Annotated in this window: 22 protein-coding genes; 15 read left to right on the forward strand and 7 right to left on the reverse strand. The window is 60.1% G+C overall.

The window, feature by feature from the left end; genetic code table 11:
- Window positions 1-15: 15 nt before the first annotated feature.
- Window positions 16-1,212, reverse strand: coding sequence for an L-talarate/galactarate dehydratase (locus SP68_RS11745; protein ID WP_012541576.1), 1,197 nt, complete (start codon window positions 1,210-1,212; stop codon window positions 16-18).
- A 304-nt stretch (window positions 1,213-1,516) separates the two neighbouring features.
- Between SP68_RS11745 and SP68_RS11750 the strand changes: the two genes are divergently transcribed.
- From SP68_RS11750 to pptA, 3 genes are all read left to right on the forward strand, one after another.
- Window positions 1,517-2,521 carry a LacI family DNA-binding transcriptional regulator gene (locus SP68_RS11750; RefSeq protein WP_016161162.1) on the forward strand — a complete coding sequence of 335 codons (1,005 nt, stop codon included), beginning with the start codon at window positions 1,517-1,519 and terminating at the stop codon, window positions 2,519-2,521.
- An 83-nt stretch (window positions 2,522-2,604) separates the two neighbouring features.
- Window positions 2,605-3,222 carry a glutathione S-transferase family protein gene (locus SP68_RS11755; RefSeq protein WP_002906692.1) on the forward strand — a complete coding sequence of 206 codons (618 nt, stop codon included), beginning with the start codon at window positions 2,605-2,607 and terminating at the stop codon, window positions 3,220-3,222.
- Window positions 3,223-3,292: 70 nt separating this feature from the next.
- A complete protein-coding gene (gene pptA, locus SP68_RS11760; protein ID WP_002906690.1) occupies window positions 3,293-3,520 on the forward strand; it encodes a tautomerase PptA in 228 nt (75 codons plus the stop codon).
- Window positions 3,521-3,559: 39 nt separating this feature from the next.
- Here pptA and SP68_RS11765 read toward each other — a convergent pair whose 3' ends face one another.
- From SP68_RS11765 to SP68_RS11775, 3 genes are read right to left on the reverse strand one after another with little or no spacing between them, the layout of a single operon-like run.
- Complete coding sequence (locus SP68_RS11765) at window positions 3,560-5,170, reverse strand: carbohydrate porin (RefSeq protein WP_012968090.1); 1,611 nt, start codon at window positions 5,168-5,170, stop codon at window positions 3,560-3,562.
- A 42-nt stretch (window positions 5,171-5,212) separates the two neighbouring features.
- Window positions 5,213-6,595, reverse strand: a complete 1,383-nt coding sequence (locus SP68_RS11770) for an MFS transporter (RefSeq protein ID WP_023322709.1) — start codon at window positions 6,593-6,595, stop codon at window positions 5,213-5,215.
- A gap of 23 nt (window positions 6,596-6,618) precedes the next feature.
- Window positions 6,619-8,187 carry an alpha-L-rhamnosidase-related protein gene (locus SP68_RS11775; RefSeq protein ID WP_040968572.1) on the reverse strand — a complete coding sequence of 523 codons (1,569 nt, stop codon included), beginning with the start codon at window positions 8,185-8,187 and terminating at the stop codon, window positions 6,619-6,621.
- Between the two features lie 204 nt (window positions 8,188-8,391).
- Here SP68_RS11775 and SP68_RS11780 point away from each other — a divergent pair, with 204 nt between their 5' ends.
- The gene (locus SP68_RS11780; protein ID WP_008804719.1) at window positions 8,392-9,216 is read left to right on the forward strand and encodes a helix-turn-helix domain-containing protein; all 825 of its coding nucleotides are present in this window, start codon (window positions 8,392-8,394) and stop codon (window positions 9,214-9,216) included.
- Between the two features lie 57 nt (window positions 9,217-9,273).
- On the opposite strand, the gene SP68_RS11785 is transcribed toward SP68_RS11780, so the two are convergent.
- Window positions 9,274-9,855, reverse strand: coding sequence for a flavin reductase family protein (locus SP68_RS11785; RefSeq protein WP_004151228.1), 582 nt, complete (start codon window positions 9,853-9,855; stop codon window positions 9,274-9,276).
- A gap of 211 nt (window positions 9,856-10,066) precedes the next feature.
- On the opposite strand from SP68_RS11785, the gene SP68_RS11790 reads away from it, so the two are divergent.
- The 4 genes from SP68_RS11790 to nhoA all read left to right on the forward strand — a co-directional run bounded on the left by SP68_RS11790 (window position 10,067) and on the right by nhoA (window position 14,372).
- Window positions 10,067-10,771, forward strand: a complete 705-nt coding sequence (locus tag SP68_RS11790; RefSeq protein WP_162499963.1) for an ABC transporter ATP-binding protein — start codon at window positions 10,067-10,069, stop codon at window positions 10,769-10,771.
- Entirely contained in the window at window positions 10,768-11,736 is a 969-nt protein-coding gene (locus SP68_RS11795) for an ABC transporter substrate-binding protein (protein ID WP_008804721.1), read from the forward strand. The genes SP68_RS11790 and SP68_RS11795 overlap by 4 nt, the downstream gene beginning before the upstream one ends.
- A 58-nt stretch (window positions 11,737-11,794) precedes the next feature.
- Window positions 11,795-13,450: an ABC transporter permease gene (locus SP68_RS11800; RefSeq protein ID WP_040968571.1), complete on the forward strand. Its 1,656-nt coding sequence runs from the start codon at window positions 11,795-11,797 to the stop codon at window positions 13,448-13,450.
- 76 nt (window positions 13,451-13,526) lie between these two features.
- Window positions 13,527-14,372 (forward strand): N-hydroxyarylamine O-acetyltransferase, encoded by an 846-nt coding sequence (nhoA, locus tag SP68_RS11805; RefSeq protein WP_008804723.1) that lies wholly within the window; start codon window positions 13,527-13,529, stop codon window positions 14,370-14,372.
- Window positions 14,373-14,560: 188 nt separating this feature from the next.
- Here the strand turns inward: nhoA and SP68_RS11810 are convergent, their stop codons facing one another.
- A complete protein-coding gene (locus SP68_RS11810) occupies window positions 14,561-15,136 on the reverse strand; it encodes a TetR family transcriptional regulator (RefSeq protein WP_040968570.1) in 576 nt (191 codons plus the stop codon).
- Between the two features lie 119 nt (window positions 15,137-15,255).
- On the opposite strand from SP68_RS11810, the gene kmrA reads away from it, so the two are divergent.
- Window positions 15,256-16,755, forward strand: coding sequence for an efflux MFS transporter KmrA (gene kmrA, locus SP68_RS11815; RefSeq protein ID WP_040968569.1), 1,500 nt, complete (start codon window positions 15,256-15,258; stop codon window positions 16,753-16,755).
- On the opposite strand, the gene SP68_RS11820 is transcribed toward kmrA, so the two are convergent.
- On the reverse strand, window positions 16,750-17,586 hold the full coding sequence (locus tag SP68_RS11820; RefSeq protein ID WP_162499964.1) for an IclR family transcriptional regulator domain-containing protein: 837 nt from the start codon (window positions 17,584-17,586) through the stop codon (window positions 16,750-16,752). The two genes, kmrA and SP68_RS11820, sit on opposite strands and share 6 nt — an antisense overlap.
- Before the next feature lie 171 nt (window positions 17,587-17,757).
- On the opposite strand from SP68_RS11820, the gene SP68_RS11825 reads away from it, so the two are divergent.
- From SP68_RS11825 to benC, 6 genes are all read left to right on the forward strand, one after another.
- The gene (locus tag SP68_RS11825; protein ID WP_162499965.1) at window positions 17,758-18,921 is read left to right on the forward strand and encodes a muconate cycloisomerase family protein; all 1,164 of its coding nucleotides are present in this window, start codon (window positions 17,758-17,760) and stop codon (window positions 18,919-18,921) included.
- 12 nt (window positions 18,922-18,933) lie between these two features.
- Window positions 18,934-19,224 (forward strand): muconolactone Delta-isomerase, encoded by a 291-nt coding sequence (gene catC / locus SP68_RS11830; RefSeq protein WP_022065934.1) that lies wholly within the window; start codon window positions 18,934-18,936, stop codon window positions 19,222-19,224.
- A gap of 69 nt (window positions 19,225-19,293) precedes the next feature.
- A complete protein-coding gene (gene catA / locus SP68_RS11835) occupies window positions 19,294-20,220 on the forward strand; it encodes a catechol 1,2-dioxygenase (protein ID WP_012541594.1) in 927 nt (308 codons plus the stop codon).
- A gap of 109 nt (window positions 20,221-20,329) precedes the next feature.
- Window positions 20,330-21,712, forward strand: a complete 1,383-nt coding sequence (locus SP68_RS11840; RefSeq protein ID WP_012968102.1) for a Rieske 2Fe-2S domain-containing protein — start codon at window positions 20,330-20,332, stop codon at window positions 21,710-21,712.
- Complete coding sequence (gene benB, locus SP68_RS11845; RefSeq protein WP_012968103.1) at window positions 21,712-22,197, forward strand: benzoate 1,2-dioxygenase small subunit; 486 nt, start codon at window positions 21,712-21,714, stop codon at window positions 22,195-22,197. Before SP68_RS11840 ends, benB begins: the two co-directional genes overlap by 1 nt.
- Before the next feature lie 9 nt (window positions 22,198-22,206).
- A complete protein-coding gene (gene benC / locus SP68_RS11850) occupies window positions 22,207-23,223 on the forward strand; it encodes a benzoate 1,2-dioxygenase electron transfer component BenC (RefSeq protein ID WP_040968566.1) in 1,017 nt (338 codons plus the stop codon).
- Window positions 23,224-23,231 lie beyond the last annotated feature (8 nt).

Raw genomic sequence — 23,231 nt, forward strand, 5'->3', positions numbered from 1 at the left:
ATCCGGGAAAAGTCATTACGGGCGAGTTCCAAACTCGCAGCTTTGCTGGGTCCAGCGGCGGGCCTGCTCGCTGAGGGTGAAGCCCAGACCATGGCGTTCGGAAACCCACATCCGCCCATCGCGCAGTTCTAGCTGCTCGTTAAACAGCGGGTTCAGCCACTCGAAGTGCTCCAGCCATGGCTCCAGCGGGTAGGCGGCGGCGAGATGCAGGTGCACCTCCATGGCAAAGTGCGGAGCCAGCTTGCGACCGTGCTTCGCGGCCAGATCCATTATTTTCAGGAACGGGGAGATCCCACCGACGCGCGGGGCGTCCGGTTGCACGAAGTCGCTGGCGTTGCCGAGGATCAACTGCTCATGTTCGCGGAAGCTGGTCAGCATCTCGCCGGTGGCAATCGGCGTATCCAGCGCGGCAGCCAGCTGCGCGTGGCCTTCGACGTCATAGGCATCCAGCGGCTCCTCAATCCAGATCAGATTGAACGGCTCCATTTTGCGCCCCATGCGGATGGCGGTTTCGCGATCCCACTGCTGGTTGGCATCGACCATCAGCGGGAAGTCATCACCCAGCACTTCGCGCACCGCCGTCAGACGACGGATATCCTCGGCAGTATTAGGCTGACCGACTTTCAGTTTAATCCCGCCGATGCCGTTTTCACGGGAGATAGCCACGTTTTTCAACACCTGATCCAGGGGGGTATGCAGGAAGCCGCCGGAAGTGTTGTAGCACTGCACGGAATCACGATGTGAACCCAGCAGTTTGGCCAGCGGTAGACCGGCGCGTTTGGCTTTCATATCCCACAGGGCAATATCGATAGGGGAGATAGCTTGTACCGCCATGCCGCTACGGCCGACGGAAGCCCCGGCCCACAGCAGTTTGGTGTAGATTTTGTCGATGTCGTTCGGATCTTCGCCAAGCAGATTATCGGCTATCTCTTTGGCGTGAGCGTAAATACCCTGGCCGCCCGCACGTTTCGAGTAGCTAAAGCCGACGCCGGTGAATCCATCCCGGGAGTGAATTTCCGCGATGATAATCGCCACTTCGGTCAGCGGTTTTTGGCGACCGGTCAGCACTTTGGCATCGCTGACGGGGGTGGCCAGCGGCAGAAAAGCCAGCGACAGTTTAACGTGGTCAATGCGGTCACCGGTTTCAGCGGCGGTTTTGACGCCGAAAGCTTTGGCGTAGGTTACGGACTCGGAATTGGCGCTTGAGGTCATAGTAGTGTCCTTTTTGATAATAAAATGATTGCGCTATCATTTGTAATGGTGAAATGCTTTTGACGCTACGCTAGTGGTTTTAATTTGTACAAACGATCACAATTGGCCGTTATAAAGGCGAAAACTTTGCTGTGCAGGTCACAATCCAAAACAGTTTGTGAAAAGTGACAAGTCATAATGATAGCGATAACATTTTCTATTGCAGGTCGTTGATTCTGTTAGGGGAGACGCGGCGGGCGCTGGCAATTGCGTGGGGCATCATCAATAATGCCCACAGGAAACGACTTAACACAGGGGCTTAGCCGTGAAAAGCAAAAAACCGACGCGGGCGCCGACGCTGGAGGATGTGGCTCGCAGCGCCGGGTTGTCGCCGATGACGGTCAGTCGGGCGCTGAATACGCCCCAGCTGGTCAGGCCAAAAACGGTAGAGAAAGTGATGCAGGCTGTGCAGGCGACGGGCTATATCCCCAATGCGCTGGCCGGCGGCCTCGCCTCCAGGCGCAGCAAGCTGGTGGCGGTCGTGGTACCGCAAATCAATAACAATATGTTTGTCGATACCATCCAGGCGCTGAGCGATACCCTGGCGGCGCGCGGCTACCATATGCTGCTGTGCGTGGCGGGCTATGACCGGCAGACCGAGGCCGAGCTGGTCTCTACCTTGCTTTCGCGGCGCCCTGATGGCGTGGTGTTAACCGGCATCCAGCATGCGCCGCTGTTAAAGAAAACGATTCTTAACGCCGCCACGCCGGTGGTGGAAATCTGGGATCTCACCCCGACGCCGCTGGATATGCTGGTCGGTTTTTCCCATGAAAAAGTTGGCGAAACCATTGGCGAGTATGTACTGGAGAAAGGCTACCAGCGACCAGGCCTGCTGTGGGCGGGCGATGCGCGCGCGATGTTGCGTAAGCAGGGGCTCTGTGCCCGACTGGCTAAAAAAGGGCTGGACGATGCGCCTCAGGTTGAAGTGCCGCTCCCGGCGTCGCTGGCGCTGGGGCGGCGCGGTCTGGCGGAGCTGCTCGCCGCCAGCGAGTTTGATGTGATCATCTGCAGCTCAGACACCCTCGCCCAGGGGGCGATTATGGAAGCCGAAAGCCGGGGGCTACGCGTACCGCAGGATCTGGCGGTGATCGGTTTTGGCGATCTGGATTTCGCCGCCAGCAATCGTCCGGCTATCACTACCGTCAGCGTCGACCGTCATGCCATCGGTGAACGGGCCGCTACGCTGCTGGCTGACCGCATCGAAGGGGGAGAAGACAGCGGGGTGATTATAGATATCGGCTTTCAGCTGGTGGCACGAGAATCGGCGTAGGCCTGCCTTTTCAGGGCATGGTGTGCCGGGTGGGTGAGCGGCGAATTTCTGCCTACACTTAGGCTTTACCCTGGAGGCAGACCATGATTACCGTTTATGGCGTGCCGGGATGGGGCTCGACGATTAGCGAGCTGATGCTCTCCCTGGCCGATATTCCCTACGAGGTGGTTGACGTGGAGGGCTTTGACCAGCCCGGTCCGGCGCGCGAGCGTCTGCGGCAGATTAATCCGCTGTGCCAGGTGCCCACCCTGAGGCTGGCCGATGGGAGCATCATGACCGAAACCGCCGCCATCGCGCTGATGATCCTCGATCAGCGTCCCGATTTGGCCCCCGCGCCGGGGACGCCGCAGCGTCAACAGTTCCAGCGTTTGCTGGTCTGGCTGGTGGCCAACGTCTATCCTACCTTTACCTATGCCGATTATCCGGAACGCTGGGCGCCCGCCGCCGCGGAGCAGCTGGTGGAGAATTGTCGCCAGTACCGGAAAAATCTCTATCTCTGGTTCGAACAGCAGCTGGCTGCCGGGCCGTGGGCGCTGGGCGCGTCGGTAACGTTGCTGGATTGCTATATCGCGGCGATGTACAGCTGGGGGCCGCGACAGGCGTGGTTTGACGACCACGCGCCAAAATTCGCCGCCATCGCCCGGGCGGTCTGTCAGCGACCGGAGCTGGCCGTGGCGCTACGCCGTAACAAGCTGATTTAACGCACGCGATGGCAACCAGAACGGCCATTCTGTGGTAGCGTTATGGCTCTGACCACAAGGAGTCTTTGCTATGCCGCATGTAGATATTAAATGTTTTCCCCGTGAACTGACTGACGAACAAAAAACCGCGCTGGCCGCTGACATCACAGAGGTGCTGATCCGCCATCTGAACAGCAAAGAGAGCGCCGTCAGCGTCGCGCTGACTCAGGTTGAGCCGGACGCGTGGCAGGCGGTGTGGGACAGTGAGATCGCCCCGCAGATGGCGCAGCTGATAAAGAAGCCGGGTTATAGCATGTAATTGCCACTGGCGGGCATGATGCCCGCCAGTGACGCTCGGTCAGAACCAAATCTCCGTCTGCACGCCGAAGTTCCATGTCCCGCCAGCGGTAAAGCCTTTGCTGCCGAAATCATCGTTGATCGCATAACGATCCAGGTCTTTATCCCAGTTCATCCACGTGACAAAGAAACGTATCTCCGGCCGCGCTTTGATATCAAACACATCGCCCACTTTAAAGGTGGGTGCGAAGGTCAGCTTGTAGAAATCACCGCGGACCGCCTGATACTGATAAACGTTGTCATTATAGCGATAGCTGCGCCCGTTCGGATTGAGATCCATATACTGCCACGAGGCCTCATACAGCAGGGCGAAGTGAGCGGAGATCCCTTGCGATACCCGCAGGTTAAACGTCGCCCAGTCGTAGCGGTCGCCGTCGCGATAGCGGTCTTCGCTGTGCTGGGCTATCACCGACGGCGCCAGCTGCCAGTTTTTCCCCAGCGGCAGGATCCCGTACGACGCAAAGCGCAGGGAGGCCGCGTTCTCGGTCAGGTCGCCATCGCTCCCCGGCTGACGCGCTTCGGCGCCCAGCCCGACGCCGTACTGCAGGGCGCTTTCCGACACCCCTGGCGCCAGGCCGTAGAACTGCTGTTTGTCGTGCAGGGCCAGCATCGCGTAGTAGCCGTTTTTGGCGGTGTTATCGCTGCGCAGGGCATAGCTCCCGGTGGTCGAGGTATTATCTTTCAGGTCATCGTTACCCTGGGCGGTCATCACCGTGGTCATCAGCTGCCAGTTGCCGTAAAAATGGTTGGCGGTGAACAGCAGATTCTGGATGTCATTATCCGCGTAATTATCGCTGCCAAGGTCGCCGAAGTTACGCGCATACACCGAATAATCGCCGCGCAGGCCGCTTCCCCAGTCGACATCATTGATCCCGCCGCCGGTGCCACCGAGGAACATGATGTCGCTATCGGTAAAGTGGATATCGAAGTTATCCCGATCAAAGCGTTTGCCGGCCCAGATCGAGGCGCGTTTTAACGGTCCGGTGAACTCGGCGAAGTCGCCCATCTCGACGTACAGCTGACGAATGTTCAGATGGTGGCTGTCGTTGTCCTGAACCCACGGATCCGGGTTGGTGGCCCCGTCGGCGAGCATGGTCTTAAAGCGCGCCCATGAGCCATCGTTGAAGGTGAGCTTTTTGCCAAAGCTCAGCTCAGCGTAATTATCTTTTTCGTTGCCGAGACGACCGACGTGGGCATCGCCGTTGAGCGAACTGGCCGGGGAGATGCCTGGCCCGCCGCGGGCGCCTTTGCCGTGGCTGTTGACTAACATTCCGGAACGGGCGTAGGCGTTAAAGGTAAAGCCATCGTCCGGGGCGCGCTTCGCCAGCTGTTCGCTCAGTTGCTGATTGGTAGCCTGCTGTTTTTGTTCGCGAGCCGTGGTCTGTTGGCTGAGCGCCTGCACCTGCTGCTCCGCCGCCGCCGCGCGCTGTTCGGCGGCGGCGGTTTGCTGTTCTGCCCGCTGCGCGCGGCGGCTGGCTTCGCTGGCCTGCTGTTCGGCGAGATTGAGGCGCGCTTCAAGTTGCGCCAGCCGTTGTTCGACGCTCAACCCGGCGGCGCTGGTGAGTGGAAAAAGGGCGCAGCAAACCGCTGCGCTAATCACAGAGATACGCATAAAAGTCCTTAATTTATCCAGAGGTTAAATCAGCGGGGCGCCTTACATGGCGGGGGATTCTCCGGTGGTCGGGGCCGGGGCTGGCGAGGCGCCGCGTCCGGCATCGAGGTCGGCACGGATCTGCTCATAGTGATCGTCGAGGCGGTAGAAGCGGCCCATCCACAGCATCGAGGCGAGGATCAACAGCGCCGGAATATACAGATAGCAGGCCTTGATGGCCAACAGGGCGCTGTCGCTTTGCGCCTGGTTGGCGATATAGCCGCCGGAGGAGAGCAGTGCCCCGGTGATAGCCCCGGCGCCGGCCATCGCCACCTTGCCGAGAAAGCCGTTTATCGAGGTCAGGATCCCAGCGGTATTAATGCCGGTTTTCCACACGCCGTAATCCACCGGGTCGGCCTGCATCGAGAAATAGATAGCCGTGCGCTGACCGGCACCAAGGGAGAGGATCACCGCCCCGACGATCAGCCCCAGCGCGTAGGTGCCAGACAGCATCATCATCCCCATCCCGAGCAGATTGACCGCGCTGGCCACCAGATAGACATGACGTTTTTTCATGCGTCGGGCCAGCAGCGGGACGGTGAGGGTGCCGAGCAGGGGAACGAAGGTGGAGATCCCGGCGATAACCGCCGTCAGCTCGGTATTCCCGACGTAATAGTGGAAGAAGTACACCAGCGCTCCGGTCTGAAAGAAGAATGCCCCCCACATCAGAAAGATATTGCTGGCGAAGATCCACCACGGACGATTGGCGCGCAGGCTAATCCAGGCGCGTTTCAGGGTCATGCGCTCCCCGCTGAGGATGATCTTTTCTTCGACGTTGCGAAAGCTCACCAGCAGGAAAAAGGCCGCCAGTACGCCAAAAATCACCGCGGTATAGAGGAACCCCTGCTGCTGGTCGCCTTTGCCCAGCATGCCGACCAGCGGCAGGGTGGCCACGGCGACGATGGTGGCCCCGAGGGATCCCAGCAGAATACGTACCGCCGACAGCGTGGTGCGCTCTGCGGAATCACTGGTTAAAAACGGCAGCATGGCGCAGAACGGAATGTTCACCAGGGTGTAGAGGAACGACAGACACAGATAGGTGATAAAGGCGTACAGCAGTTTGCCGGTGGTGCCGAAATCCGGCACATAGAAGGCCAGAATACACAGCAGACCAAAAGGCAGGGCACCAATCAGCAGCCAGGGACGGCAGCGCCCCCAGCGGGTGGCGGTATTGTCGATCACCAGCCCCATCAACACGTCGGCCACGCCGTCCACCAGCCGGGTAACCAGGAACATCAGCCCAACGTAATAGGCCGGGAGGCCCATCACGTCGGTGTAAAAGAACATCAGATACAGAGAGATCATCTGCCACACAAGGTTGCAGGAGAGATCGGCAATGCCATAGCCAAGGCGCTGCCGCCACAGGGTAAACGTTGTTTCTGCCATAAATCACTCGCTTATCGTTGTTGTTAAAGTCCGTACTGGCGAATAAACCAGGCCGGGGTACAGCTCCACGCATGGCAGTAACTGTTAATGAGCTTACTGCCATACGGGGAAAAGTCAGGATGCTGTGGGTCGAAAATTTCCCAGAAGGTATCGGCGCCGGAGTCAACCATCGCCCCCCAGTAGGCTTTGATCTCCGCCACCGCCTCCTCGCGCAGGCCGCACTGCAGCAGGGCGACAATGTGATGATGGCGCAAGTACGGGGTATTCATGGCAATGGCGGGCGGCTGTTGCTGCAGGCGGCGCATCAGCGCTTGCCGCTGCCCGGCGGTGCCAACCTCCGCCAGTACCAGCCAGATCTGCGACGCCCATGAGACCTGGCGCGCGGCGCCGCTGATAAACACCTGCCGCTCGCTGTCCCACAGGTGGCGGAGGGCGGCCTCTTTCAGCTGCGCGAGCGTAGCGGTGTAGTCGGCTACCCGCTGCGGTTCAAAACGCTGCGCCAGCCAGAGGGCGCGCTGCAGGCAGTGGATGAGCACCCCCTGCGCCGCCGCCTGTTTATTCAGATCCGCCTGCCAGTCGATAAATACCCACCAGTCATCGCTGTCGCGCACCAGGCCGTGGGGATCGCAGCGGGTCAGCGCCAGCTCGATTTGCCGCCGCGCCGTGGGCCACAGCTCACCGACGGTTTCCGTGTCGCCGGTGCTTTGCAGGTAGTTATAAAGTACGTCGATAAAAAATAATGAATAATCAAAGAGAAAGGTGTCATCGGCGCGCACATCAGGCTGGACAAAGACATTGGCGGAGACCATGCCGTCTTCCCGGGTATGGCCGGCAAACAAGTACAGGCAGCGGCGGACCAGATCGTGGTGGCCGAAGGTCACGTCATTGACCAACGCCTGCAGGCGCAGGTCGCCGAGCCACAGCCGACGGTCGCGTTTCGGCCCATCCTCAAATACCTCCTGCATGCAGTTTTGCAGGGTGCGAACCGCGACGCTATCAATGGCTTTCAACTGCGGATCGGCGATGACCGCCGGCTGCGGGCTGCCGGCTGAGGTAACGGTTTCCAGGGCTATCTCATCGAACTGCAGACGAAATTTGCGCGACAGCGCTTTGACCTCCACCTTCAGGTAGCGCAGGCAGTAGCGACGCGGCAGGTCAACCCGGGCGGGCAGGACGTCGAGCCACAGATCCTGTTGCTGCAACCAGCTACTGCTCAGCCACCCCTGGTACTCGCTGAACGGCTCGCAGACTTCGCTCAGCGTTTCGCCGAAGGTGAAGTGCAGATGGGCCGGGGCATCCGGCGGGCTGCCGACGCTGCGGCAGCTGAACTGCAGGTAGCCAACAAAATGGCTGCCAAAATCAATGATGATGCTGTCGCCGACGCGAAGCGGCTGCTGATAAAACTGCTCAGGCGTGCAGACGGTGTGTCCCCGCCAGCCGTTCAGCGCCGCCGGATCGGCGACGGCTTCGACGATGGCCTGCGGCGCCTGGCGCTGACGATGTAGCGCGGGCGTCAGGGCGGCCGCACGCTGTAATAAATGCGGATGGCGGGTCATCGCCACACTGGAATTGTATTGAATTGCCTGTGACATACTGCGTCCTCTCCATTAGGTTAGGCGCAGCATAGGCCGTCGTCTGGCGGCGCCACCACTCTGGCAATGCCAAACCGTCAGTGAAAATGGCAGGAATAATGAGGTGGGGGCGCTGGCGATCACAAATCCGCACATCGGGCGCGTGGCGAAGGCCGGAATAGATTATCGTGCCCCTGCGCACCAGGCTGTTCAGGATTTGCTGTAATGATGACACTGACCGTTGAGTATTATTTCACCCATCCCCAGGATAAGCTCGGCATGTACGCCAGCGACCCGGAAGATAATAGCCAGGAGCATGGCCACGAGTTTGCCGAGCTGGTGATCGTCGAGGAGGGGCATGGATTACACGTTATTAATGGCCGCCCGCTGTATATCCAGCAGGGCGATGTATTTTACGTCCAGCCTGGCGATGTCCACTATTATGATGAACTGGGGACGCTGAAGCTGATTAATGTCTTAATTAATCCGGCGGTGGCCTTTCGCTATTTACAGCAGATGGAGGGATTGCTGCAGCAATTATCGGCGCAGCGCGCCGCCTGCTATGGCTGGCTGGCGCCGGAGACCCGCAGCTATTGTCGGGAACTGGTGGAAAAGATATTTTCCCCGGCGCTGAGGGCGGCGGATAATACCCCGCAACGGGAGTCTCTCTTTTTCCAGCTGGTGACCACCATTCTTACAGCCGAGTCGGAAGCCGAATATAGCAGCACCCGCTATAAACTGCATAAATTACTCACCTGGCTGCAGGAGCACTGTTTCGAAGAACATAACTGGCAGCAGCTGGCGGAGCAATTTCATCTCACCACCCGCACGGCGTTTCGCCATATTAAAGAGGCCACGGGCTTAACGCCGGATAATTATCTGAAACGTCTGCGACTGGTCTCCGCGCGGGTCAAATTACGTGAAACGGAGATGTCCATTACCGAAGTGGCTTATCTGTGCGGCTTCGCCAACAGCAACCACTTTACCACTCTGTATAAAAAAGTGTTTGGCCTGACCCCCAGCGCCGATCGCCGCCGCCCTCCGGGTTGAAAAGGGGGGGCCGCAGGCTGGGCAGGGGAAAAATCTGCCGCCTGCGGCAGGTCACGCTTACTCGTCGAGGGAGTTTGCCCGCACATGACGACCGCTGGCGACAAAATTGCCGGTGCCAAGATGATGCAGGGTATTGAGCTTATCATCGTCGAACTGCCAGCGTCCGGTGACGAACGCGCGTTCATCGGCGGCGGCAGACACCACCTCCCCGAACAGGGTGTCGTACTGGGTCTGGGCCGCCGTCGCCGGCAGCAGTCGGCACTCCATCCATGCCAGACACTTCTCCTCGATCAGCGGCAACCCCAGCTCCGGACCGGTCACTACCGGGATCCCCCAGGCATTGAATTTGTCCTCATCGCGGCCGCTGACGCTGCCGACGGCGTAGGTCCAGCTGGCGGCGGCGACGCCGGGGACCACAATGCCGAAGGTGCCGTTGCGCTCGATGATCTCCCGCGTCCAGGTACTTTTATCCACCACGATAGCCACCCGCGGCGGGGCGAATTCCACCGGCATTGACCAGGCGGCGGCCATGACGTTGCGCCGGTCAGACGGGGCATCGTAGCTGGTGATCAAAATGGTCGGGCCGTGGTTGAGCAGGCGGCTGGCGTACTGCAGTTCAACGTGGCGAAAGCGGCTCATAGGCGTTCCTTGAATAATGGGTCGGTTGGCAGGTAACACGTTAAGCCGCAATGAAAATGTAATCAATACGTCATCTCGTCTGACTATAGTCGCCAGCACTAAGTCCCAAAGAGGATCACAATATGTTGGCTCCCCTGATGTTATCCCAGGTGAGCGTGCCCCGTCGGATGTCGGCCGCCGGGCAGGTCTCGCTGTCCCGAAAGGGAGGGCGATGATGCGCACGCTGACCCCTATCACCCTGCAGGAGGTCTCTTTTGCCTTCGCAGAGACTCCCGTTCTTGACCGTTTCTCGTTGCATATCGACCCCGGCCGCATCGTGGCGCTACTGGGGCCGTCCGGCTGCGGCAAAAGCACTTTGCTGCGTCTGCTGGCCGGGCTGAGCGTGCCGGCCAGCGGCGAAATCCGCTTTGGCGACAGGCTGGTCGCCCGCGCAGGATGGGGATTGCCCCCGGAGCAGCGCGATATCGGCATGGTTTTTCAGGATTACGCCCTCTGGCCGCATATGAGCGTGGCGCAGAACGTCGCCTTTCCGCTGCGCATGCGCGGCGTCTCCCGTAGCGAACGCGAGCGCCGGGTCAGCGAGGCGCTGGCGCGGGTAGGCCTCAACGGTTTCGCCGAACGTAAACCCTCTGGTCTTTCTGGCGGTCAGCAGCAGCGGGTGGCGCTGGCGCGGGCGATCGTCGCCGCACCGCGGGTGCTGCTGTTTGATGAACCGCTCTCCAACCTGGATAGCGAACTGCGCGAATCGCTGTGCGGCGAAATGAGCCGCCTGTTGCGACAGCTCGGCATCACCGCCGTGTATGTCACCCATGACCGACGTGAAGCCGAGCTGTTAGCTGACCAGATTGTCTATTTATCCGCGGGCCGCGTGGCCGCTGTCCGCGCCGTTACGCCAACCTCAGGGGAAGTTGCATGAACACCGTTATGACCGTTAAGAAAGGAGTGGTACTCGCGATGGCTCTTTCCGCCATGATGCTCTCCAGCGCCCATGCGCTGACCGTTTACACCGCCGGACCCGGCTCGCTGGCGAAAAGCCTGGCCAGCGGTTTTGAACAACAGACCGGGGTGAAGGTGACGGTTTTCCAGGCCACCACCGGCAAAGTAATGGCCCGACTGGAGGCCGAGCAGGCCAACCCGCAGGCGGATGTGCTGATCTCCGCCTCGTGGGATACCGCCGAAGATCTGCACCAGCGGGGCTGGTTGCTGCCTTTTGCGAGCGCCAATGCCGACCAGGTACCGGCGAACCTGAAATCGGCGGACTATATCGCCCAGGGCGTCTCCGCCCTGGGCATTGTCTGGAACAGTAAAAGCGGTACCCCGGAACCGAAAGAGTGGCGGGATCTCACCCAGCCGGCGTTTAAAGACAAGGTGACAACCCCCGACCCGGCGCTCTCCGGTGCGTCGCTGGATTTGCTGATCGGGCTGCAAAACAGCATGGGCGACCAGGCCTGGCAACTGTTTGACGATCTGAAAAAGAACGGCATGGTGGTCAGCGGACCCAACGCCCAGGCGGTGACGCCGGTGATGCAGGGGGCGAAAGCGGCGGTGTTTGGCGCGGTGGATTATGTCTCCTACGGCAATATTCAGCAGGGCGAGTCGCTGAAGGTGATCTTCCCGGCCAGCGGAACAGTGATTGCCCCGCGCCCGATGATGATCCTCAAAACCAGCCAGCATGCCGACGATGCCAAAGCCTTTATCGATTACGTGCTGTCGCCGGAGGGGCAGGCGAGGGTTGCCGATGCCTGGCTGATGCCCGCCCGCCGCGACGTGGCGGCCAAACGTCCGCTACTGGACGCGCTGAAGGTGCTGCCCACCACCAGCGAAGGCAGCAGCGAGCGGGGCGCCGTGCTCGCCCGCTTCAGTCAGCTGTACGCGCAGTAATTGACTCGGTTCCTCCGGCGCTGGCCGCCGGGGGACCCCTCAGCTTCAGGAACCGGTTGTGAAACAAACATTCCTTTCCGGCGCGACCCTCGCCGCCCTGGTGATGCTGGTCGCGTTGCCGTTAGTGTTTATTCTGCTGCAGGCGATTTTTCCCCATTTTAGCGCCGGTTCGCTCGGGGACGCCTTTGGCGGCGTCTCGGCGCTGCTGGCCGATCCCCAGTTACCGGCGATGCTCGGCGGTACGCTGTGGATCGCCGCCGGCGTGGCGCTGGTCAGCGTAATGATTGGCCTGCCGCTCGGCATCCTGCGCGGTATGTTTTCGCTGCCGCTGCCCCGACTGTGGGATCTCCTGTTTTTGATCCCCTTTCTGACGCCACCCTATATCTCGGCGCTCTCCTGGATGCTGGCCCTGCAAAGCCAGGGCTATCTGCAGCAGCTGACCGGCTGGCAACTGAACGATCTGCTGTTCAGCCGCAGCGGTATCGTGCTGGTGATGACCTTTAATATTTTCCCGGTGGTGTACTTTGCCGTCTCCCGCAGCCTGCTGGCGAGCGGGACCCGGCTGGCGGTGGTCGCCCGCGTCCATGGCGCCAGCGCCTGGCGCGCCTTCTGGCACGTGACACTGCCGATGCTCTCCCCGGCGCTGGCGGCGGGCACGCTGCTGGCGTTTACCCTCGCTATCGAGGAGTTTGGCGTACCGGCGGCGCTGGGCAGCCGGGCGGGAGTGGTGATGCTGACGGTCGGTATTGAGAAAAAGCTGGCCGACTGGCCGGTGGACCTTACCGGCGCCGCGCTGCTGTCGCTGCTGTTGATGGCGGTGGCGTTGTTCGCCTGGTGGCTGCAAAAGCGGCTGGTGGGGGAGAAAGAGGTCACCAGCGTCACCGGCAAGCCGGGAGAAAACCGCGGGGCATCGCTGGGCTGGATGACGCTGCCCGCCGTGCTGGTGATGGCGGCCGTCGGCGGCCTGGCGGTCGGCGTCCCTGCCGCCTCGATGATGCTCACCAGCGTGATGGGCACGCTCTCAGGGGGCGTGAGTGTTGAGAATGTCACGCTACGTCACTTCGCGGCGCTGTTTGACCAGCAGGGGGATGCCCTGTCGGCCCTCGGCACCAGCCTGTCGCTGGCCCTGGGCTCGGCGCTGATCGTCGGCGTGCTGGGCCTGCTGGCCGCCTGGCTGGTGATGGTGCAGAAGATTAAAGGGCGCGGGATGGTGGACGCGCTGTCGCTGATGCCGGCGGCGCTGCCGGGCGTGGTGGTGGGAGTCGGTTTGATCCTGCTGTGGAATCAGCCTTTCTGGCCGCGCTCGCCTTATAACACGCTGTGGATGTTGCTGCTCTCCTATTGCTGCCTGCTGTTGCCCTGGCCGGTGCGCTATGTCGGCAGCGCGCTGCGCCAGCTGGGCCCCAATCTTGAGTCCGCCGCCCGGGTGCACGGGGCGTCGCCACTGCAGGCGCTGCGGTTGATTGTCCTGCCGCTGGTCTTTCCGGCGCTGCTGGCGGCGATGCTGATGGTGTTCGCGGTGGCCTCCCGGGAGCTGGTGACCTCGCTGCTGCTCTCTCCGGCCGGTACGCAAACCGTGGCGGTGTTTATCTGGCGCCAGTTCGAACAGGGTTCCGTCGGTCAGGGCATGGCGATGGCCAGCCTGACGTTGTTGACCGGTCTGGTCCTGATGCTGACGGCGCTGGCGCTGATGCAGCGCAGCACGCGCGGTTAACGACAAGCGCACAAAAAAGACGGTCGGCGCGGAAAAATAGGCTATAAATGTCGGACACCTACAGCTGGAGGCCTTGATGAGTCCCTTTTTACGCGCCTATTTTTCCCGTCTGGGCTGGACGGGTGAGCCTGATGTATCCATTGATACCCTACGGGAACTGCATCTGCAGCATAACAGCGCCATCCCCTTTGAAAACCTCGACGTCCTGCTGCCGCGTGAGATCCACCTTGACGATCGGGCTCTGGAAGAGAAGCTGATCGCCGCCCGCCGCGGGGGGTATTGTTTTGAACAGAATGGTCTGCTGGAGCGCGCGCTGCGCGAGATAGGCTTTAACGTCCGCAGCCTGCTGGGCCGCGTGGTGCTGGCCAATCCGCCGCAGATGCCGCCGCGTACTCACCGTTTATTGCTGGTGGAAGTGGCCGGCGAGCGCTGGATCGCCGACGTCGGCTTCGGCGGCCAGACGCTGACCGCGCCGATCAAACTGCTGGCCGATATCCCCCAGCAAACGCCGCATGGCAGCTATCGTCTGGTGCATGAAGGGGATGAATGGACGCTGCAGTTCAACCACCACGAGCACTGGCAGTCGATGTACCATTTCGATTTAGGTCGCCAGTATGCGTCTGATTATGTGATGGGCAACTTCTGGTCGGCGCACTGGCCACAGTCTCACTTCCGTCACCATCTGCTGATGTGCCGTCATCTGCCGGACGGCGGCAAAATGACCCTCACCAATTTCCACTTTACCCACTGGGAGAATAACCACGTGGTGGAGAAGATCGATTTTGCCGATGTCTCCGCGCTGTATGAAGCGCTGCAGACCCGCTTCGGGCTGGGCGTGGACGATCCTAAACATGGCTTTAGTGAAGCGGCGCTGGCGGCGGTAATGGCGGCGTTCGATACCCATCCGGAAGCCGGGAAGTAAATTTCCTGATACCCGGTGGCGCTGCGCTGACCGGGCCTGAGGGAAAGCTATCGAATGAAGATAGAAGCGTTTTGTAGGCCGGATAAGGCGTAGCCGCTATCCGGCAAACTAACGGCGCAACGGGGTCAATGGCCTCCGCCAGCAGTCAGTGCCCGCGATGGATCCCTGCCACGCTCTGGCAGCGTCCGCTAAAACAATTCCATGGTAATCATCTTATTCAAATAACGGCTAAACGCCGCATCATCCAGGGCCTGGGTGCCAAGGGCGTAAATCCCGTCGAGGCCGCACACCAGGGCGATAAAACGCCAGGCGATATCCGCCGCAGGCTCAGCCGATCGAAATTCACCGCAGGCGAGGCCCTGCTCGATGATGGCGACGGTCTCTTCATGCCACATGGTCATCGTCAGCAGGTAGGCCGCTTTGATATCCGGATCGCTGTCGGCCAGCACCTGGCCTTCGCGCCACAGGCGGATATAGGGCTCCAGCCGGCCATCTTCGCTGCCGATCATCGAGAATAACCGCTCGCGCCAGCTGGCGTCTTCGGCCACCAGCGGCATATCGAGCATCTCGCGGATCAGACGGATGAAAACCTGTGATTTCAGCTCGCCGATGGAGGAGAAGTGGTGGTGCAACTGCCCGGCGGCCACCTCGGCTTCGCGGGCGATCTGCCGCACGGTCATGGCGGCAAAGCCGCCGCGCAGCGCCAGCCGCATGGCGGCCTGCATAATCCCTTCCCGTCGTGCATCCCGCTGTAAATAGTGCATAGAACCCCGCTGTCATCTGGCTTTGGCCGAGTGTAACAAAAAGTTGGACATGCGTTCAACAATCCGGCAGGATCGCCATCCTGGACGTGTGTCCAATTTCCAACATTGAGGTACAAGCTATGTCACGGCAATGGATGACGCTGATGGCGATTTTGCTGGTTTATATTCCGGTGGCGATTGACGCCACGGTATTGCATGTGGCCGCGCCGACGCTCAGCGTCGCGCTGGGTAGCAGCGGCAATGAGCTGCTGTGGATCATTGATATCTACTCATTAGTGATGGCCGGGATGGTACTGCCGATGGGCGCCCTCGGCGATAAAATCGGCTTCAAGCGCCTGCTGTTGCTCGGCAGCGCCATTTTTGGCGTCGCCTCGCTGTGCGCCGCGCTGTCGCCGACGGCCCTGACGCTGATTGCCTCACGCGCTTTGCTGGCGGTGGGGGCGGCGATGATCGTCCCGGCGACGCTGGCCGGGATCCGCAGCACCTTTGCCGAGGCCAGCCAGCGAAATATGGCGCTGGGTCTGTGGGCGGCGGTGGGCTCCGGCGGCAAGGCTTTTGGCCCGCTGGTGGGCGGCATGCTGCTGGAGCATTTCTACTGGGGGTCGGTATTCCTGATCAACGTACCGATCGTGCTGGTGGTTATCGCCGTTAATGCGAAGGTGGTGCCGCGCCAGCCTGCACGCCGCGAACAACCGCTCAATCTGCTGCAGGCGCTTATTTTGATTGCGTCGATCCTGATGCTGGTGTTTAGCGCGAAATCGGCGCTGAAGGGCCAGCTGGCGCTGTGGCTCACCGCACTGGTGGCGATCGGCGGGGCGGCGATGCTCACCTGGTTTATCCGCAAGCAGCTGTCGGCGGCCCGCCCGATGGTGGATATGCGGCTCTTCACCCATCGTATTATTTTAAGCGGGGTGATGATGGCGATGACGGCCCTGATTACGCTGGTCGGTTTTGAATTGCTGATGGCGCAGGAGCTGCAGTTTGTGCATCAGAAAACGCCGTTCGAGGCGGGGATGTTTATGCTGCCGGTGATGGTTGCCAGCGGCTTCAGCGGCCCGATTGCCGGAATGCTGGTGTCGAAACTGGGGCTGCGGCAGGTGGCGACGGGCGGAATGTTGCTCAGCGCCTTCAGTTTTCTGGGCCTCGCGCTGACCGATTTCAGCACACAACCGTGGCAGGCATGGGGGCTGATGACGCTGCTGGGCTTCAGCGTCGCCAGCGCGCTGCTGGCCTCCAGCTCCGCGATTATGGCGGCGGCGCCGAAGGAGAAAGCGGCGGCGGCCGGGGCCATCGAAACCATGGCCTATGAGCTGGGCGCCGGTCTCGGTATTGCGCTGTTCGGGCTGATCCTGACCCGCAGTTACAGCGGCACCATTGTGCTACCGTCCGGGCTGAGTGAGTCCATGGCGCAGCAGGCGTCGTCGTCAATCGGCGAGGCGGTCAGCCTGACGCAGGCGCTGCCCGCCGGGATGGCTGAGGCGCTAATGGCGGCGGCGAAGGCGGCCTTTACCCAGGCTCACAGCCTGGTGCTGGCGACGGCGGGGGTACTGCTCCTGCTGCTGGCGGCCGGGATCTGGCGCAGCCTGGCGAGCGTGGCGAAACCGCAGTCAGCGCTATAGCTGTAGCGACAGGTCCATCGCCGCGCGTCGTAGCGGGGCGAGGGCCTTCTCTTTTAACGCCGCGGCGCTGGTCGTCGCGGCGGGAACCCCGACATTCAGCGCCGCCACCACCTGGCCATGGCGTGACAGCACGGGCACCGCCAGCGAACACAACCCCACCTCAATCTGCCGGTCGGCGAGGGCATAGCCCTGCATGCGCACCCGGGCGATCTCCGCGCGTAGCCCGGGCATATCGCACAGGGTATGCGGGGTGTAGCGGATTAACGCTGCTCGTGACAGTGTCACTTCAAGCTGTTCATCCGGCAGTGCGCTCAGCAATACCCGTCCCATAGAGGTCGCCCATGCTGGCAGGCGACTGCCGCGCCCCAGGTCGATGCTCAGTAAATTATTGACTGCCGCGCGGGCGATATAGAGCACGTTATCGCCATCCAGCGTCGCCGCTGAGCAGGATTCGCCGAGCGCTTTGCCGAGGCTATCCAGCGCCGTCTGCGCCACCTTGGCCAGCGGCGTACCGGCCAGATAGGCGTGGCCGACGGCCAGCACCCGGGGCAGCAGTTCATAGCTGCGGCCATCCGGACTGTGCACCATGCCCAGCGCGGCGAGGGTATACAGGCAACGGCGTACCGCCGCGCGGGAGATTTGGGTTTTCTGGCTCAACTGAGAAATGGTCAGCCGCTGGCGCTGGGGAGTAAAAGCGTTAAGGACCTCCAGCCCGCGGGCCAGAGACAGCATAAAGTTGGGATCGTGCTCGGCCTGCCTGGCGCTCAAGGTGGTGGGGGTATGGTCACGCATTGATTCCCTCTCCGTTGCAATGCAAAGCTCACGGGGCATCACTATACCGTGCGCAAACTGCACCGTCCTGAATTGTGCCGGTTTTACCACCGCGATCACATTATTAACTGCCTTTTAACAAACGTGCCGATAATCGCACAACATTTCGATTATCGCCGTTGACCAGCCGCCAGGCTGAACCCTATTGTCAATGGCACACACCTCCCCGTTATGGATGTGGGTACAAAAAGTTATACATCTCATCAGGAACCGAAAATGACCGCCACCGTAGAACGTATTGAGAGCTGGATAGTGGATGTCCCGACCATCCGGCCACACAAGTTATCGATGACCACCATGGGCTGCCAGACGCTGGTGATCGTGCGGCTTACCCGCTCCGACGGCATCTGCGGCATCGGCGAAGCCACCACCATCGGTGGTTTGAGCTATGGCGTCGAGAGCCCGGAGGCTATCTCGTTGGCGATAACCCATTATCTGACGCCGCTGTTGAAAGGGCTGCCGGCCGATAACCTGAATGCGCTGACGGCGCGTATGAACAGCGCCATTAAAGGCAACACCTTTGCAAAGTCCGCCATTGAAACCGCGCTGCTGGATGCCCAGGGCAAAGCCTTAGGGCTGCCGGTGTCGGCGCTGCTCGGCGGGGCGCTGCAAACGGCGTTGCCGGTGCTGTGGACCTTAGCCAGCGGCGATACCGCGAAAGATATCGCCGAAGGGGAAACACTGTTAGCCGGGCGCCGCCATCAGGCGTTCAAGCTGAAAATTGGCGCGCGGGAATTAGCCACCGACCTGCGTCATACCCGGGCCATTGTGGAAGCATTAGGCGATCGCGCCAGCATCCGCGTTGACGTTAACCAGGCCTGGGACGCCGCCACCGGCGCGAAAGGCTGCCGCGAACTGGCGGCGATGGGCGTCGATCTTATCGAACAGCCGGTCAGCGCCCACGACAATGCTGCACTGGTGCGCCTGAGCCAGCATATTGAAACCGCGATCCTCGCGGATGAAGCGGTCGCGACCGCCTACGAGGGTTACCAACTGGCGCAACAGGGATTTACCGGCGCTTATGCCCTGAAAATCGCCAAAGCCGGGGGACCGAACAGCGTGCTGGCGCTGGCCCGCGTCGCCCAGGCGGCGGGGGTTGGCCTGTATGGCGGCACCATGCTGGAAGGGACCGTCGGTACCGTCGCGTCGCTGCACGCCTGGTCGACGCTGCCGCTGCAGTGGGGCACTGAGATGTTCGGCCCGCTGCTCCTCAAAGACGATATTGTCAGCGTGCCACTCACCTTTGCCGATGGTCAGGTAGCGCTCCCGCAGACGCTAGGGCTCGGCGTGGAGCTGGATGAAGACAAGCTGCGCTTCTATTCCCGTAAAGCATAACAGGAGAAAATCATGCTATTTAAAGTGGAGATGACCGTTAATATTCCGATCGGGTTTCCTGCCGCCGAAGCGGATGAAATTAAACAACGCGAAAAAGCCTATTCGCAACAATTACAACGTGAAGGCAAGTGGCGACATATCTGGCGCGTCGCCGGTCTTTACGCCAATGTCAGTATTTTCGATGTAAAAGATGCCGAAGAGTTGCATCAAATTTTAATGGGATTGCCGCTGTATCCTTTTATGGATATTCGCGTCGAGGCGCTGTGCCGTCATCCCTCATCTGTTCGTGAAGACGATAGCTAATAATAATAACATCTGACCTCATGCCGGGAACACCCGGCAAATATCCTACAACGATAAGAGAGAATAATTATGAGTAATGCTTTCGTACAACAAGAAGCCGTGCAGAAATTATTACGTGAAGGCGCGGGGTTAAATGTCCCTGGCGGTAATGAACGTTTTAAAGCCATTGTCCACCGTTTGCTGGAGAATATCTGTACGCTGATCGATGACTATAACGTCACAGAAGAAGAGTTCTGGCACGCGGTGAACTATCTGCACGAGCTGGGTGGGCGTCAGGAAGCGGCGCTGCTGGCGGCCGGGCTGGGACTGGAGCATTTCCTCGACCTGCGTCAGGACGCCATTGATGCGGCGGCGCGGCGGGAAACCGGTACCCCGCGCACCATCGAAGGGCCGCTGTATGTGGCCAATGCGCCGCTGGCCGACAGCCACGCCCGGATGGATGATGGCACTGATGCCGGGGAAGTAATGTGGCTGCATGGTCAGGTTAAAGATAATCAGGGCCAGCCGATCGCTAACGCCATTGTTGATATCTGGCACGCCAATACCCTCGGTAATTACTCGTTTTTCGATCAAAGTCAGAGCGACTACAACCTCCGTCGCCGGATCCGCACTGGCGCCGATGGCCGCTACAGCGTGCGCAGCATCATGCCTTCCGGCTATGGCTGCCCGCCGGATGGTCCGACGCAGAAGTTGCTGGATCAGTTAGGCCGCCACGGCAACCGTCCGGCGCACATTCACTTCTTCGTCTCCGCCCCGGGCCATAAGCATCTGACCAGCCAGATTAACCTCAGCGGCGATAAATATCTGTGGGATGATTTTGCCTTTGCTACCCGCGACGGTCTGATTGCCGACCCGGTAAAAGTGACCGACCGCGAGACCATCGCGCAGCGCGATCTTGAGGGAGAGCACACCGAGGTCTGTTTTGATTTCACCCTGTGTAAAGCCCTGAACGCCGACGAAGAGCACCGCGGCACCCGCCTGCGCGCCAAAGAGTAACCGGCATTATCGGCCCCGGGCACGCCGCTGCCCGGGCCAGACATTGCACCCGAAAACGACAAATTCACCCTGTTTCTTTCATCCTGAATCCTGCAGGAGGAGTTAACTCATGCAAAAAACGCTCTCAGCGCTTAAAGACAAAATTAACAACGCGTTAATTGTCGACCGTGAAAATCATATTTACCGTTGCCACCGCTCTATATTTACCGACCAGCAGTTATTTGATTTTGAAATGAAACATATCTTCGAAGGAAATTGGGTTTTTCTCGCCCATGAAAGCCAGATTGCCGAGCCGGGAGATTATTATACTCTGACGCTGGGACGGCAGCCGGTTATTATCACTCGTGATAAAAAGAATGAATTGCATGCGTTAATTAATAGCTGTGCCCACCGCGGGGCCATGTTATGCCGACGCAAAACCGGAAATAAAAACTCATTTACCTGTCCGTTCCATGGCTGGACCTTCAGCAATAACGGCAAATTATTAAAAGCCAAAGATGAGAGCACCGGCGCCTATCCTGACACCTTCAAACAGGAAGGATCTCACGATCTGCAAAAACTGCCGCGTTTTCAGTCTTACCGCGGTTTCTTATTCGGTAGCCTCAATGCGGACGTGCAGTCGCTGGAGGCCTATCTCGGCGAAACCCGCAAAATCATCGATCTGATCGTCGATCAGGCGCCGGAAGGACTGGAAGTGCTGAAGGGCTCGTCGAGCTATGTATACGAAGGCAACTGGAAGCTGGGCGCGGAGAACGGCGCCGATGGCTATCACGTCAGCGTGGTCCACTGGAACTACGCCTCAACCATGTCACGCCGCAACTATGAAGCGGAAGGGACGCATGCGGTTGACGCCAACGGCTGGTCAAAGAGCGTCGGCGGCGGCTACGGTTTTGACAACGGCCACATGTTGCTGTGGACCCGGGCGCTGAACCCGGAAGTGCGCCCGGTGTATGCCCACCGCGAGCGTCTACAGGCGGAATTTGGCGAACGACGCGCCGACCAGATGGTCAACGAAACCCGCAACCTGTGCCTGTACCCCAACGTCTACCTGATGGATCAGTTTTCTACCCAGATCCGCGTGATCCGTCCGATTGCGGTCGATAAAACCGAAGTCACCATTTGGTGTTTTGCGCCAAAAGGTGAATCAGACCAGGCGCGGGCGCTACGCATCCGCCAGTATGAAGATTTCTTTAACGTTAGCGGGATGGGGACGCCGGACGATCTGGAAGAGTTCAGCGCCTGTCAGCGCGGCTATCTCGGCGAAAATCTGCCATGGAGCGATCTGAGCCGCGGCGCGCTGCGCTGGGTCGACGGCCCGGATGAGCACGCCAAACATGCCGGTTTCACGCCACGACTCAGCGGGGTGAAATCGGAAGATGAAGCGCTGTACATCGCCCATCACCATCACTGGCAAACGGTCATGCTGGCGGCGCTGGAACAGGAACAGCAGCGTTACGACCAGTCGATTACCCAGCGCGTGGAGGTGGCCTGATGTTGAATCTCGAACACGTTCGCCAGTTTCTCTATTACGAAGCCCGCCTGTTGGATGATCGTCAGTGGGACGAATGGCTGAGCTGTTACAGCCCGCAGGTGGTCTACTGGATGCCGGCGTGGGGCGACGATGACCAGCTGACGCGCGACCCGCAAAAAGAGATTTCCCTTATCTATTATCCCAACCGTGAAGGCCTGGAAGATCGCGTCTATCGCATTAAAACCGAACGTTCCGGCGCCAGTACGCCGGAGCCGCGCACCACCCACATCATCAGCAATGTTGAGCTGATGGGCGACAGCGACGAGGGGCTGGAGGTGCGCTACAACTGGGTTACCTGGAGCCATCGCTATCAACACACGGATGCCTATTTCGGCTCTACCTGCTGCACGCTAATTGAGCAGGACGGCAGACCGCAGATCGTGCGCAAAACCGTGCGCCTGAATAACGATTATATCCGTCAGGTGATTGACGTTTACCACATTTAAGAGGCGCTTATGACCTTCAATATTGCTCTTAATTTTGAGGACGGCATTACCCGCTTTATTCAATGCCATGCCGGGGAGAAGGTGCTGGATGCCGCCTATCGCCAGAAGGTGAATCTGCCGATGGACTGCTCGGACGGTGTTTGCGGCACCTGCAAATGCCACTGCGCCAGCGGTGAATACGATCTGGGGGAGGATTATCTCGACGAGGCGTTAAGCGACGACGAAGCGCAGGCCCGCCAGGTGCTGACCTGCCAGATGGTCCCGACCAGCGACTGTGTGATCGATGTGCCGGTGGCCGCCGCCCAGTGCAAAACCGCGCTGACCAACACCGGGGCGGAGGTGCGGCAGGTGAATTGTCTGTCCGATACCGCCATCGAACTGGTGGTCGCCCTTGATGAGCCGCTGGCTTTTCTGCCGGGGCAATATATCAACATTCAGGTACCGGGCACGCCTCATGTCCGCGCCTACTCATTCAGCTCGCTGCCGGGTTCTCTCGAAGGGCGCTTTCTGATCCGTAACGTGCCTGGCGGCATGATGAGCCAGTGGTTAACCCAGCAGGCGCGACCCGGCGATCGCTTGACCCTCAGCGGCCCCATGGGCAGCTTCTATTTGCGCAGCGGCGAACGCCCGCTGCTGATGCTGGCGGGTGGCACAGGGCTGGCGCCGCTGCTCTCCATGTTACACACCCTGCAAACACAAGGTAGCCAGCGTCCGGTAACGCTTTTGTACGGGGTGACCCGCGATTGTGATCTGGTGAAAACCGACGCGCTGAATGCGTTTAATCAACAACTGACGGGATATCGCTGGCTGCCGGTGGTGGCGGATGAAAACAGTACCTGCCCGCAGCGCGGCTTTGTCACCGACCATCTGGATGACGCCATGCTGAATAACGGCGACGTTGACATCTATCTTTGCGGACCGCCGCCGATGGTGAACGCGGTTGCCACGGCGCTGCGCGACAGAGGAATTTCCCCGGCAGGGTTCTGGTATGAGAAATTTATCGCCAGCCAGAGCGCGGCGGCATAAGGAGGCAT

This window comes from Klebsiella variicola (genome assembly GCF_000828055.2).
Lineage (GTDB): Bacteria > Pseudomonadota > Gammaproteobacteria > Enterobacterales > Enterobacteriaceae > Klebsiella > Klebsiella variicola.